14 protein-coding genes are annotated in these 12336 nt (G+C 74.5%); 4 read left to right on the top strand and 10 right to left on the bottom strand.

The genetic code is table 11. The features are described from left to right. Positions 1-73 precede the first annotated feature (73 nt). From CSPHI_RS04140 to CSPHI_RS04155, 4 genes are all read left to right on the top strand, one after another. On the top strand, positions 74-1294 hold the full coding sequence (locus tag CSPHI_RS04140) for a molybdopterin molybdotransferase MoeA (protein WP_075691628.1): 1221 nt from the start codon (positions 74-76) through the stop codon (positions 1292-1294). Positions 1295-1358: 64 nt separating this feature from the next. Further along, positions 1359-1907, top strand: coding sequence for a MogA/MoaB family molybdenum cofactor biosynthesis protein (locus tag CSPHI_RS04145; protein WP_084210239.1), 549 nt, complete (start codon positions 1359-1361; stop codon positions 1905-1907). Beyond that, positions 1897-2361 carry a molybdenum cofactor biosynthesis protein MoaE gene (locus CSPHI_RS04150; protein WP_075691629.1) on the top strand — a complete coding sequence of 155 codons (465 nt, stop codon included), beginning with the start codon at positions 1897-1899 and terminating at the stop codon, positions 2359-2361. Before CSPHI_RS04145 ends, CSPHI_RS04150 begins: the two co-directional genes overlap by 11 nt. Continuing rightward, complete coding sequence (locus CSPHI_RS04155) at positions 2358-3494, top strand: ThiF family adenylyltransferase (protein ID WP_075691630.1); 1137 nt, start codon at positions 2358-2360, stop codon at positions 3492-3494. Before CSPHI_RS04150 ends, CSPHI_RS04155 begins: the two co-directional genes overlap by 4 nt. Positions 3495-3502: 8 nt before the next feature. On the opposite strand, the gene moaC is transcribed toward CSPHI_RS04155, so the two are convergent. The 10 genes from moaC to CSPHI_RS04205 all read right to left on the bottom strand — a co-directional run bounded on the left by moaC (position 3503) and on the right by CSPHI_RS04205 (position 12231). Next, positions 3503-3982, bottom strand: coding sequence for a cyclic pyranopterin monophosphate synthase MoaC (gene moaC / locus CSPHI_RS04160; RefSeq protein WP_157118568.1), 480 nt, complete (start codon positions 3980-3982; stop codon positions 3503-3505). 95 nt (positions 3983-4077) lie between these two features. Then, complete coding sequence (gene moaA, locus CSPHI_RS04165) at positions 4078-5127, bottom strand: GTP 3',8-cyclase MoaA (RefSeq protein ID WP_075691632.1); 1050 nt, start codon at positions 5125-5127, stop codon at positions 4078-4080. Positions 5128-5289: 162 nt separating this feature from the next. Continuing rightward, positions 5290-5559, bottom strand: coding sequence for a CBU_0592 family membrane protein (locus CSPHI_RS04170; RefSeq protein WP_075691633.1), 270 nt, complete (start codon positions 5557-5559; stop codon positions 5290-5292). 29 nt (positions 5560-5588) lie between these two features. Continuing rightward, positions 5589-5882, bottom strand: a complete 294-nt coding sequence (locus CSPHI_RS04175) for a CBU_0592 family membrane protein (protein ID WP_075691634.1) — start codon at positions 5880-5882, stop codon at positions 5589-5591. Positions 5883-5984: 102 nt separating this feature from the next. Then, a complete protein-coding gene (locus CSPHI_RS04180; RefSeq protein WP_075691635.1) occupies positions 5985-6695 on the bottom strand; it encodes a hypothetical protein in 711 nt (236 codons plus the stop codon). Positions 6696-6708: 13 nt separating this feature from the next. Beyond that, the gene (locus CSPHI_RS04185) at positions 6709-8193 is read right to left on the bottom strand and encodes a molybdopterin-dependent oxidoreductase (RefSeq protein WP_075691636.1); all 1485 of its coding nucleotides are present in this window, start codon (positions 8191-8193) and stop codon (positions 6709-6711) included. A gap of 15 nt (positions 8194-8208) precedes the next feature. Then, on the bottom strand, positions 8209-8742 hold the full coding sequence (locus tag CSPHI_RS04190; RefSeq protein WP_075691637.1) for a hypothetical protein: 534 nt from the start codon (positions 8740-8742) through the stop codon (positions 8209-8211). 362 nt (positions 8743-9104) lie between these two features. Then, positions 9105-9812 (bottom strand): LutC/YkgG family protein, encoded by a 708-nt coding sequence (locus tag CSPHI_RS04195; protein ID WP_075691638.1) that lies wholly within the window; start codon positions 9810-9812, stop codon positions 9105-9107. Continuing rightward, positions 9809-11410 carry a lactate utilization protein B gene (locus tag CSPHI_RS04200; protein ID WP_075691639.1) on the bottom strand — a complete coding sequence of 534 codons (1602 nt, stop codon included), beginning with the start codon at positions 11408-11410 and terminating at the stop codon, positions 9809-9811. The genes CSPHI_RS04195 and CSPHI_RS04200 overlap by 4 nt, the downstream gene beginning before the upstream one ends. Further along, on the bottom strand, positions 11407-12231 hold the full coding sequence (locus CSPHI_RS04205) for a (Fe-S)-binding protein (protein ID WP_075691640.1): 825 nt from the start codon (positions 12229-12231) through the stop codon (positions 11407-11409). Before CSPHI_RS04205 ends, CSPHI_RS04200 begins: the two co-directional genes overlap by 4 nt. Between the last annotated feature and the right edge of the window lie 105 nt (positions 12232-12336).

Raw genomic sequence — 12336 nt, forward strand, 5'->3', positions numbered from 1 at the left:
GGCGTCTCCTGAATCGATCCTGGGCCCCATAATGGTACACTGACCTGCGATTCCGCAAGAAAGGCAGGACCGCATGCGCACACCCGAGGAGCACCTCGACGCGGTGGCCGGGGCAATTCCCGGGCTGAGCTGCCAAACGGTGCTAGCCGAGGCGGCGGCGGACCGGATCCTGGCCGCCGACGTCACCGCCCCGGGGCCGTCCCCGCGCTTCGACAATTCGCAGATGGACGGCTGGGCGATCCCGGCCGCCCGGCTCGGCTCGCTGCCCGCGACGCTGTCGGTGGGGCCCACCATCGCCGCCGGGGCGGACCCGGCGCGGGTGCTGCCCGGGGGCCTCGGCGAGGCGGCGGCCGCGGTGATGACCGGGGCCCGGCTGCCGGCCGGCACCGGCGCGGTGGTGCCGGTGGAGGACTGCGACCCGGACGACTTCGCCGCCGCCGAGGCCGCCGGCGCGGTGCGGGTGCCGGCCACCCCCGCCGGCCGGTTCATCCGCGCCGCCGGCTCCGATCTGCGGGCGGGGGAGACCGTGCTGCGCGCCGGGGACCGGCTCACCCCGGTGGCGGTGGCCGCGCTCATCGGGCTCGGCGTCACCGAGGTGCCGGTGCTGCGCCGGCCCCGGGTGATCCTGTGCACCGGGGGCGCGGAGATCGGCCGCGGCGGCCCGGCCGGGATCCCGGACAGCAACGGGCCCATGCTGGAGCTGCTCTGCGCCGCCGCGGGCATCGACGTGGCCCGCCGGATCCGGGTCGACGACGACCCGGCGGCGCTGCTTTCCGCCCTCGACGCCGCCCTGGCCGACCCCGGCGGCCCGGTGGACGCCATCCTCACCTCCGGGGGGATCAGCCACGGCCGCTTCGAGGTGGTCCGGCTGGCCCTGGGCGGATCCCCCGGCGCCTGGTTCGGCCACGTCGCCCAGCAGCCCGGGGGCCCGCAGGGGCTCACCGCGCACCGCGGGGTGCCGGTGGTCTGCCTGCCCGGCAACCCCATGTCCACCCTGGTGTCCTTCCGGCTCTTCGCCCGGCCGGCGCTGCTGCGCGCCGAGGGCGCGGCGGCGGACGTCGGCGGGATCGCCGCCATCGCCGCGGAGCGGCTCACCGGGCTGCCCGACGCCCGGGTGAGCTTCCGCCGCGGCCGGCTGCGGGTGGACGGGGCCGGCCGGCTCACCGCCGCCCAGCTCGGCGGCGGCTCCTCCCACCTGCTCGCCCAGGCGGCGACCGCGGACTGCCTGATCCGGGTGCCCGGCGGCGGCCGCGCCATCGCCGCCGGCGAACCGGTGACCGTATTGCGGCTGTGAGCCGCCGCCGGAGCCCCGGCACCCCGAGAACCCGATACCCCGACCCCGACCGAGGGAGCCCACCATGAGCGACCGCACCGACCCCGCCGACCGCCCCGATCCCGGGCCCGGCCACGCCGCCGCCCCCGCCGCGGGTGCGGCGGACGGCCTGGTCATCGTCTCCTCCACCCGCGCCGCCGCCGGCGACTACGTCGACCGCACCGGCCCGGTGCTGGTGGACTGGCTGCGCTCCCGGGGGATCGCCACCCCGGACCCGGTGGTGGTCGCCGACGCCGATATCGCGGCGACCGTGGACCGGGTGCTCGGCGACCGCGGCCGGCTGCCCCGGGTGGTGCTCACCACCGGGGGCACCGGGATCACCGACGACGACCGCACCGTGGAGGCGGTGGAGCCCCACCTGGAGCGGCAGCTGCCCGGGGTGGTGCAGGCCTTCTTCGCCGCCGGGCTGGCGAATGTGCCCACCGCGGTGCTCTCCCGGGCGGTGGCCGGCACCGTGGGCCGCAGCTTCGTGATGACCCTGCCGGGCTCCCGCGGCGCCGTCGCCGACGGGATCGCGGTGCTGGACCCGGTGCTCGGCCACATCCTGACCATGCTGGAGCGAAATGAGCGTTGAGGATCCCGCCCACGTGGCGGAGCAGACCGGGATGGTGCTCGGCGCCCGGGTGACCGCGGCGGCCCTGGAGCCGCTGGCCGCCGGGGCCCGGGCGGCGACGGCGACCGCGGCGATGGGCGCGGTGGTCGTCTTCGAGGGGACCGTCCGCGATCATGACGGCGGCCGCCGGGTGGCGGCGCTGTCCTACACCGCGCACCCGGAGGCCGAGGCGATGCTCGCCGCGGTGGCCGCCGAGGTGTGCCGCCGGCATCCGGAGACCCGGATCTGGGCGGCGCACCGGGTGGGCCCGCTGGCCATCGGGGAGCTGGCCTTCCTGGTGGTGGTCGCCGCCGCGCACCGGGCGGCGGCCTTCGCCGCCTGCGCCGACCTGGTCGACGCGGTGAAGGCGGGGGTGCCGATCTGGAAGGAGCAGCGCCTCGACGACGGCACCGTGCAGTGGGTGGGCGTCGAATGAGCGCCGAACCCGGCGCGGCCCCCGGCGGGGCCGGCCCCGGCCTGGACCGGGATCAGGTCAGCCGGTACCGCCGGCAGCTGATGCTGGACCGCTTCGGCGCCGCCGGGCAGCGCGCCCTGCTGCGCGCCCGGGTGGCGGTGGTCGGCGCCGGCGGCCTGGGCTCCCCGGCGCTGCTCTACCTCGCCGGGGCCGGGGTGGGGCATCTGCACATCATCGACGATGACGTGGTGGGGGTGTCCAACCTGCACCGGCAGGTGATCCACCCGCAGTCCGCGGTGGGCGTGAACAAGGCCGCCTCCGCCGCGGCCCGGGTGCGCGAGCTCAACCCCGGGGTGGTCGCCGTCGCCGACGGCCGCCGGCTGACCGCGGACGACGCCGCCGCGGTGCTCGCCGATGCGGAGGTGGTGCTGGACTGCACGGACAACTTCGCCGCCCGGCACATCATCTCCGCGGCCTGCGCGGAGCTGGGCATCCCCCATGTCTGGGGCGCGATCCTGGGCTACGGGGCGCGGCTGAGCGTCTTCCACGCCGGCCGCGGCCCGGTCTACGAGGACCTGGTGCCGGCGCCGCCGGACCCGGCGGCGGCGAGCTCCTGCGTCCGCGAGGGGGTGCTCGGACCGGTGCCCGGGATCGTCGGCGCGGCGATGGCCGGGGAGGCGATCAAGCTCATCTGCGGGGTCGGCGAGCCGCTGCTGGGCACCGTCGGCTCCTTCGACATGCTCACCGGCCGCTGGGAGTACATCCCGGTGCTCGCCGGGGGCGCGGACCCGCGCGCCGGCGCCCCGGGGCCCGCCCCGGCCGCCGCGGGGCCCGCGGCGGGGCCGGCCGGCCCCACCCTGGTCGGCCCCGGGGAGCTCGCCGGGGCGGTGCTGCTGGACGTCCGGGAGCCCTGCGAGTTCTCCTCCTACGCGATCCCGGGCGCGGTGAACGCGCCGCTGAGCGCGCTGCGCGCCGGGGAGATCCCCGGGGCCGCGCGGGCGGCCGCCGCCTCCGGTGCGGCGGTGGTGGTCTGCTCCGGCACCGATCGCCGGGCCCGGGCGGCGGCGGGGCTGCTCGCCGCGGCCGGGGTGGCCGCCGCGGTGCTCGACGGCGGGGTGGAGGCCTGGCTGGACGCCGGCGGCGACCCCGCCTGAGCGCCCGCTCAGGCCGGGGGCAGCTGCCGGGACCAGTCCCCGGAGCGGCCCCCGGATTTCGCGATGATCCCGGTGCGCCGGATCATCGCCGAGCGGTCCACGCCCTTGACCATGTCGATCACCGCCAGGGCGGCCACGGTCACCGCGGTGAGCGCCTCCATCTCCACCCCGGTGCGGTCCGCGGTGCGCACCGTGGCCTCGATCGCGACATGGTCGGCGGCCAGCTCCAGGTCCACGCTCGCCCCGTGCACCCCGATGGCGTGGGCCAGGGGCAGCAGCTCCGGGGTGCGCTTCGCCGCGGCGATCCCGGCGATCCGGGCCACCGCGAGCACATCGCCCTTGGGCACGGCGCCCTCGCGCAGCGCGGCGAGCACCTCCGGGGAGCAGGCCACCTCCCCGCGGGCGGTGGCGCTGCGCACCGTGGGGGTCTTCGCGGTGACGTCGACCATCCGGGCCGCGCCGCGATCGTCGAGGTGGGTCAGCGTGATGGGCGCGTCGGGGCGCTCGGTCATGGGATGCTCCTTATCTCCCCGGGGCCGGCGGGGCCCGGGGACGTGGCCGGGGGACGGGGGTGTTGGGGGGCTCAGCCGCCGATGGCGCTCATCGGGCGCCCCGGCTGCCGGAAGCCGGGGGCGCCGATGCCGTGCCCGGCGGGCTTGGCCCGCATGGTAGCCGCCCAGGCCGCGGCGATCTCCGCGTCCCCGGCGCCGGCGCGCAGCAGCTCCCGCAGCGGGGTCTCCCCCCGGCTGAACAGGCAGGCGCGCACCGCCCCGTCCGCGGTGAGCCGGGTGCGGTCGCAGTCGCCGCAGAAGGGCGCGGTCACCGAGGCGATCACCCCGATCTCCCCGGCGGGCCCGCCGGCGCGCGGGACGGCCCGCCACAGCGCCGCGGGGGCGGCGCCGCGGGGCGCGGCGGCGGGGGTGAGCTCATAGGCCTCGCCGAGCCTCGCCAGGATCTCCCCGGCGGTGACCATCGCCCCCCGGGACCAGGCCCGGGAGGGGCCCAGCGGCATCTGCTCGATGAAGCGCAGGCGCAGCCCCCGGGCCAGGGCGTGCCGGGCCAGGGGCAGGATGTCGGCCTCGTTGACCCCGGGCAGCACCACCGCGTTGAGCTTCACCGGGGTCAGCCCGGCGGCCCGGGCGGCGTCGATCCCGGCGAGCACGTCGGGCAGCCGCTTCCGGCGGGTGAGCATCGCGTGCCGGTCCGGGTCCAGGGTGTCCAGGGAGACGTTCACCCGGTCCAGTCCGGCGGCGGCCAGGGCCGCGGCCCTGTGCGCCAGGCCCAGCCCGTTGGTGGTCAGCGCCACCTCCGGGGCCGCGCCGGCGTCGGTGGTGAGCGCCTTCGCCGCGGCGATGATCCCCGCCAGATCCCGGTGCAGCAGCGGCTCCCCGCCGGTGAGCCGCACCCGGCGGATGCCGAGATCGCGCACCCCGATGGTGATCAGGCGGATGAACTCGGCGGTGGTGAGCGTCTCCTTCGGCGGCAGCCAGGGCAGGCCCTCGGCGGGCATGCAGTAGGTGCAGCGCAGATTGCACCGGTCGGTGAGGCTGACCCGCAGATCGCGGGCCACCCGGCCGTGGTCATCGGCCAGGGTGCGCCGCCGGGGCGGGGCCAGGGGCACGGGGGCGGTCATCGGGGGATCCTTCCGCGGTGCTGGGGGAGGGGCGGGCCGGCCGGGCCGGGGACGGCCGCGCCCCGCCGCGCGGGGCGCCCCCGGGTGGGGTGCGCCGCGGTGGCGGGGCGGCGGGGCCCCGGCGGCGTGCGGGGCGCGTCGCGGCGGGGCCGGGCGTCGGGCTCAGGCCGCCTGCGGGGCGGTCCGGCGCTTCTTGACGGTGGCCCAGATCTTCCAGATCCCGTAGGCGCCGAAGATGGCCCAGATGAACTCCGTGATGAACAGGCCCGCGTTGAAGGGCTTGATCGCGGTGTAGGTGAAGCAGGCGGCGCCGATCAGGTTGGCCCACTGGTAGATGTAGGAGGTCGACTTCAGCAGCCCGGCGTTCAGGGCGGCGAAGGAGCCCAGGAAGCAGATGGTGCCGAAGATGGAGACCGCGGCGGAAAGCGGCATGATGATCAGTCCTTTCGTGGTGCTGCGGTTCAGGCGACGCGCGGCGCATCGGCCGCGGCGGCTCCGGGGGCGGGCTCGCCGCGTCGGCGGGCGAGGAAGATCTTGATGACGCCGTAGACGCCGATCAGCGTCCACACCGCCTCGGTGATGAACACGCCGACGTTGAACGGGTTGATGACCGAGTAGGTCAGCGCCGCCGCGCCGATGACGTTCAGCCACTGGTAGGTGTAGTGCTGCGGGGTGAGCTTGCCGAGGTTGAGCAAGCCGAAGGCCGCGAGCAGGGCGATCGGCGCGATGAGGCCGATTTCCTGGGCGAAGGGCATGTTCTTCTCCTCCTTGGGTCGGTGTTCGGGGTGGGTGGGTCCCCGGCGCCGCCGCCGCGGGGCGGCGGGGCGTCGTCGGGGTGCGGCCGGGGCGGCCGCGGGTCAGTTGTTGTGCTGGGCGTGCCGGCGCCGCTCGGGGACGCGCAGCCGGCCCAGGGTGGGCAGGTCGAGCGCCTCCAGGGTCCCGGCCATGGCCTCGGCGGCGTCCTCGAAGGCGCGCAGCCGCTCCTCCTGGTCCGGGCGCAGCCGGCCGGCGGCCTGGTAGTGCTTCACCCGCGGGTAGCGCCCGGCGAGCAGGGAGCCGAAGTCCAGGGCCAGGTCGAACTGGCCCTCGTCGGCCTTGCCGCGCCCGGAGCGGGCGAAATCGGAGATGTCCGCCAGCACGTCGTGCAGCTGGGTGAGGTCCATGTCGATGCCCGGCACGGAGCCGTCGTCGGTGGCGTAGGAGTCCACCCCGGTGCGCGAGGGCCCGGTGGGGGTGTCCCGCCAGCGCTGCATGCGCAGGGTCTCGTTGGCCAGCACCGGCTCGTTGACCGGCAGCCGGGGCGCGTCCGCCGCGCCGAGCAGCTGGCCGCGGCTCATCCGGATGAAGGTGCGGTGATCCTCGAGGCCGGGGGCGGTGCAGCGCAGGCCGATGGCGTAGGACTCGAGGTCCTCGGACTGGAAGTTCCAGCCCACGTAGCGGGCCACGTCGGCGATCTCGAAGTCGCGGGCGGTGGCGCCGGGGAGGTGGAAGTCCACCTCGACGAGGTAGTCGGCGACGATCCGCTTCTGCTCCTCGGTGAGGGTGATGTCCTGGTACAGGGGGTACATGTGGCTCTCCTGGTCAGATCATCTGCAGGCGGTCGTAGCTGTCGAAGTCCTCGAACCAGCCACCCCGGCCCTTGCCGATGATGTCGTAGCGGTTGACCACCTCGATCCGCTCCACCCACTTGGCGGAGCGGAAGCCGGTGGAGATCTCCATGCGCACCCGCATCGGGGCGCCGTTCTTGATCGGGATGTCCTCGCCGTCGAGCTCGGTGGCGACCAGGGTCTGCTCCTGCATCGCCTCCATCATCGGGCAGGACTCGTAGTACCAGCCCTCCGGGTAGATGGCGTCGTCGCGGCCCATGTTCTGGAAGCAGTGGAAGACCACGTCGGTGGCCCCGTCCAGGGGGCGGGCCAGCTCCAGCAGGGTCTTCAGCGGGACCCCGCCCCAGGTGCCCACGGAGGAGAAGCCCTGCACGCAGTTGTGCATGGTGGTCTGCGAGTGGCCGGCGGCGAGTTCGCGCAGCTCGGCGAGGCTCAGCGTCATCGGCCGCTCCACCAGGCCGCCGATCTCCAGGTAGTAATCCTGGTAGTCGTTGGCCAGCAGGGCGAGGTACTCGTCGTTCTCCGGGGGGCAGCCCGAGGCCCGGAAGTGCTCGGTGGTCGCGGCCGGGTCATGATCCTGCCGGGACTCCAGCTTCATCAGCTGCCGGGTCAGCGGCCGGACGATCACGTTGTGGATCCGCTCGATGAACCGCGGGTGGTCCAGGGAGGTGCGGGTGGCCACGATGTGCAGCCACACCACGAGGGCCAGGCCGATGCTGAAGATCACCCCGCCGGCGACGGGGCTGTCCGCGTGGCCGAAGACCATCTTGGACACCTCGTGGCCGTAGCCGTGGGCGATGACCATCACCACGTGCACGACGATGAAGGCCAGGTAGGCCACCAGGCCCCACCAGTGCAGGGAGCGGATCATCTGCCGCCCGCCCATGGCCCGGGTGATCCGGGGCCAGTGCGAGTTCACCGCCGGGGACTGGAAGAAGCCGGTGATGATCATGAAGGCGGGGAAGATGAAGATCACCGCCGCGTAGGACAGCTGCTGCACCGCGTTGAAGGGGTAGCCGGGCATGTGCTCGGGCACCTGGAAGGCCAGGTAGCTGACCATGTTGTCCAGGGCCTCGGGGAACACGGACCAGGAGTGCGGGATGTAGCGGCGCCACTGGCCGGTGGCGAAGAGCAGCACGTAGTAGACGGCGAAGCAGATGATGAAGCCCATCACCGTCATGAAGTGCCAGTACCGGCCCTGGCCGAGCAGGCCCCGGCCGGGCAGCGAGATGATCGGCGAGTAATCCTCGTACTCGCTGCCGACCGCATAGTACTTGTGCTTCGGCTTTGATTTGATCGTGAACTCGGCCCACTGCTTTCCTGCGCGGGTGTGCACATTCGTGTGCAAACGCGGGAAGGTGCCCAGGATCTCGATGCCGGAGCGGATGAAGAAGGTGATGAAGATGATGTTGAGGAAGTGCTCCGCGCGGAGCCACCAGGGGAAGTCGAAGGTCGTCATTGTCGGGCTCCTTGCCTAGTCCGTGAATCCCTGGGTGTCCGGCCAGGCGACGAGCATGCCGAAGTTGACCGCCCAATTGAGCGCCAGGTAGCCCAGGGAGGCGAAGGCCATGAGGTTCCAGGTCGCGGCGAGGCCCACCGGGGCGCCGTTCCAGACGAAGGGCGCGTCGCCGATGATGCCGCCGACGTAGATGATGAGCGCGCCGGCGGCGACCGCGGAACCGAAGTCCCAGATGCGCAGCCGGGTGGTCAGGCCGAAGGCCAGGAAGGCCACGGCCAGCGCGACGACCAGCCACAGCGCCGGTTCCGCATGGGGGAACGGCGGGTGGTCGGAGACGGCCACCGCCGCGGCGCAGCCGCCGATCAGGGCGACCACGGCCAGCAGCAGGGCCTTGGTCAGCCGGGGCAGGTTGAAGCGGAGGTAGCGCAGCACGTGGGCGCGTTTGGAACCGGGCCTGCGGTGCCGGTACACGTCCTCGGTGGCGTTGGGGGTGCCGACGACGTAGGGCGCGTCGCCCGGGCCGCCGCGGCCCTCTTCGATGATGTTCATGGGGAGTCCTTCCCGCCGGTGATTTTTTCAGGGGGAGTGGAGGTTTCGGGAGGGTCCCGGATCTTGAATGGGTTTCCCGTAGTGGGGATGACTTTAGCGGTTGGCCAAGTACGAAACCAATTCGATCGCCCCTGTATGGCGGGGTGATATAAATCATGGTTTTTCGCGGAACGCGAACAATGTTCAAAAGTCCGGGTCGCACCGCCGCACGGGGGGAGGGGGTGGATGATTGAACGGCGAACGAGTCGGTGACCTTCGTTACCTCGGCCGTCCGCGGGGGCACCCCCGGGAAAAGGGCCGCCGCCCGCGCCCGGGGCGGGCGCGGGCGGCGGGGCGCGGCGGCGGCCTCGCGGCGATCCGGCTCAGCCGGCCAGGATCACCGCCAGGGTGCGCGGGCCGTGCACGCCCTCCACCCGGTTGAGCTCGATGTCCGAGGTCGCCGAGGGCCCGGAGATGAGCGTGGTGGGCCGGGTGGGCTCGAGTTCCGCCAGCGCCTCGGGCACCCCGTGCACGATGCGCGCCACCGGCACCACGCAGATGTGCGCGTCCGGCACCAGGGTCAGCGCCCGGCGGCCGCATTCGGGGGAGCCGTCGAGGAAGATGGTGCCGGTCTCCGCGGAGACCACCGCGCAGGAGGTGAGCACCGCGTCCGCGGCGTCGAGCGCGCGCGGGTCCACCCCCGGATCATCGGCCTCGACCTCGGCGGCGACGCCGGCGGTCCAGGCGCGGTCCACGCCCGGGGCCAGGCGCAGCCGGAACCGGTCGTCGGCGGTCCCGGAACCGCCGCCGCGGCGGGGCACCAGCTCCAGGGCCCGGCCCACCGCGGCGGCGATCTCCGCCGGTTCCGCGCCGCAGCGCAGCACCGCGGCCCCGTAGTCGTCGAGCCGGTCCACCAGCAGCTCCACCAGCTCCGGGGTGCGCGGCCGGCCGGCGTCGTAGTCCCGCGGCACCGGGTAGGGCTCATCGGGCACGATGCGCGGCCCGTCGAGCACCGCCCCGGCCCAGTCCTGCCCGGCGGCCGCGGCCCGCGCGGAGCGGATCCGCGCCAGGATCTCCTGCTTCGCGTTCATCGCCGCGCCTCCTTCCCGTCCCCGCCTTCCCCCTCGCCGGCGGCATCGTCCCCCCGCGCGGCGGCCCCGCCGCGGATCCGCGAGGGCACCGGGTGCTCCCGCTCCCCGGCGAGCAGCGCGGCGGCCTCGTCCCCGCCCCACCACTGCCGGAAGGCCGCCTTCGGCGGCACCGGGGTGTCCCGGGCGTCGGTCCAGCCGGCCAGGAAGGACGGCAGCGGCGGGATCCGCCCGGAGCGCCCGCCGAGCAGGCGGGCCAGGGAGGCCATCCGCACCGTGGCGTCCCACAGTGCCCGGTGGCCCATCACGGTGCCCAGGGCGGCGAAGATCCGCCGCTCCACCGGGGGCCGGGTCTCGGCCACCTTGCGCTGGCGCAGCTCCAGCAGGGCGGCCGGGATGTCGATCTTCACCGGGCACACCTCGAAGCAGGCCCCGCACAGCGAGGAGGCGTAGGGCAGCGAGGCGTTCGGGTCCCCGTGATCGGCCATCCCGGTGAGCTGCGGGGTGAGGATCGCCCCGATCGGGCCCGGGTAGGTGGAGCCGTAGGCGTGCCCGCCGGCGCGCTCGTAGACCGGGCAGATGTTCAGGCAGGCCGAGCAGCGGATGCACTTGAGCGCCTCGGCGCCGATCGCGTCGCCCAGGGCCGCGGTGCGGCCGTTGTCCAGCAGCACCACGTGGAACTCGGCCGGCCCGTCGCCGGGGGTGACCCCGGTCCACAGGGAGGTGTACGGGTTCATCCGCTCCCCGGTCGAGGAGCGCGGCAGCAGCTGCAGGAACACCTCCAGGTCCCGGTAGGCCGGCAGCAGCTTCTCGATGCCCATCACCGTGATCAGGGTCTCCGGCAGGGTCAGGCACATCCGGCCGTTGCCCTCGGACTCCACCACGGCGACGGTGCCGGTCTCCGCGATCCCGAAGTTCGCCCCGGAAATGGCGACCTTCGCGGCCATGAAGCGCTCGCGCAGGAAGGTCCGGGAGGCCTCCGCCAGCTCCGCCGGGTCCTCGCCGAGGTCCTCGCGCACCCCGGGGATGCCCTCGAGGAAGATCTCCCGGATCTCCGAGCGGTTGCGGTGGATGGCGGGCACCAGGATATGGGAGGGGGTGTCGTCGGCGAGCTGCACGATGAGCTCGGCGAGATCGGTCTCCTGGGCGTGCACCCCGGCCTCGGCGAGCCGGTCGTTGAGCCCGATCTCCTCGGTGGCCATGGACTTGACCTTGACCACCTCGGTCTCCCCGGTGGCGCGCACCAGGTCGGTGACGATCCGGCCGGCCTCCACCGCGTCGCGGGCCCAGTGCACCCGTCCGCCGCGGGCGGTGACCGCGGCCTCGAACTGCTCCAGCAGCTCCGGCAGCCGGGCGTTGACGTCGCGCTTGATGGCGGAGCCGGCGTCGCGCAGGCGCTGCCAGTCGGGTTTCTCGGCGACGACCTCGCCGCGTTTGGCGCGGATGGTGCGGGTGGCGTTGCGCAGGTTGCCGCGCAGCTGCCGGTCGCGCAGCTCATGGTGCGCGGCGGCGGGGAAGCCCTCCGTCCCGCGCAGGTGGCCCACCCCGTCGGGGGCGTGCGGGCCGGGTCGGGCGGGCAGGCCCAGGTGCACCGGGCTCATCGGGCACCCCCCGCGTTCGCGGCGACGTCCGCCGGGGCGGCGTGGCCGGCCGCGCCCGGGCCGGCGTAGGGCCGGCGGCGGGTGCTGGCCAGGATCTCGGCGAGGTGGATGGCGCGCACCGGCAGCGCCCCGCCGCGGGCCTGCCGGTTGAGCGCCCCGCCGATGTTCATCAGGCAGGAGGCGTCGCCGGCGGTGACGAACTCGGCGCCGGTGGCGCGGATGTTCGCGGTCTTGTCGGCGACCATCGCCTGGGAGGTCTCCGCGTTCTTGATCGCGAAGGTGCCGCCGAAGCCGCAGCATTCCTCGGCCCCGGGCAGGTCCACCAGGTCGATGCCCGCCACGGCGCGCAGCAGCCGCAGCGGGCGCTCGCCGATGCGCAGCACCCGCAGGGAATGGCAGGTGGAGTGGTAGGTCACCCGGTGCGGGAACCAGGCGCCCAGATCGGTGACCCCGGCGACGTCGACGATGAACTCGGCGAGATCCAGGGTCTTCGCCGCGGTGCGCTCGGCGGCGTCGACCTGGGCGGCGTCGCCGAAGCGGCGGGCGATGGCCGGGTGCTGGTGGCGCACCGCCCCGGTGCAGGAGCCCGAGGGCGCCACCACGTAGTCGATCGAGTCGTCGAGGAAGGCCTCGGTGAATCGATCCAGTTGGGGCAGGGTCTCCTTCTGGTACCCGGTGTTGACGTGCATCTGCCCGCAGCAGGACTGCTCGGGCGGGAAGACGACCTCGCAGCCGAGCCGGGTGAGCACGGCGGCCGTCGCCTTCACGGCATCGGGGAACATCATGTCCCCGATGCAGGTGGCGAATAACGCGACCTTCATCGGACGCTCCTTGGGTGGGGTCGGGGATGGGCTGGTTCGCCGGTGCCGCGGCCGCCGTCGGCGGGCCGGTGGCTCGCGGCCGGGCCGGGCCGCGGCCCCGGCGGC

It is taken from the genome of Corynebacterium sphenisci DSM 44792 (assembly GCF_001941505.1).
Classification (GTDB): Bacteria; Actinomycetota; Actinomycetes; order Mycobacteriales; family Mycobacteriaceae; genus Corynebacterium; species Corynebacterium sphenisci.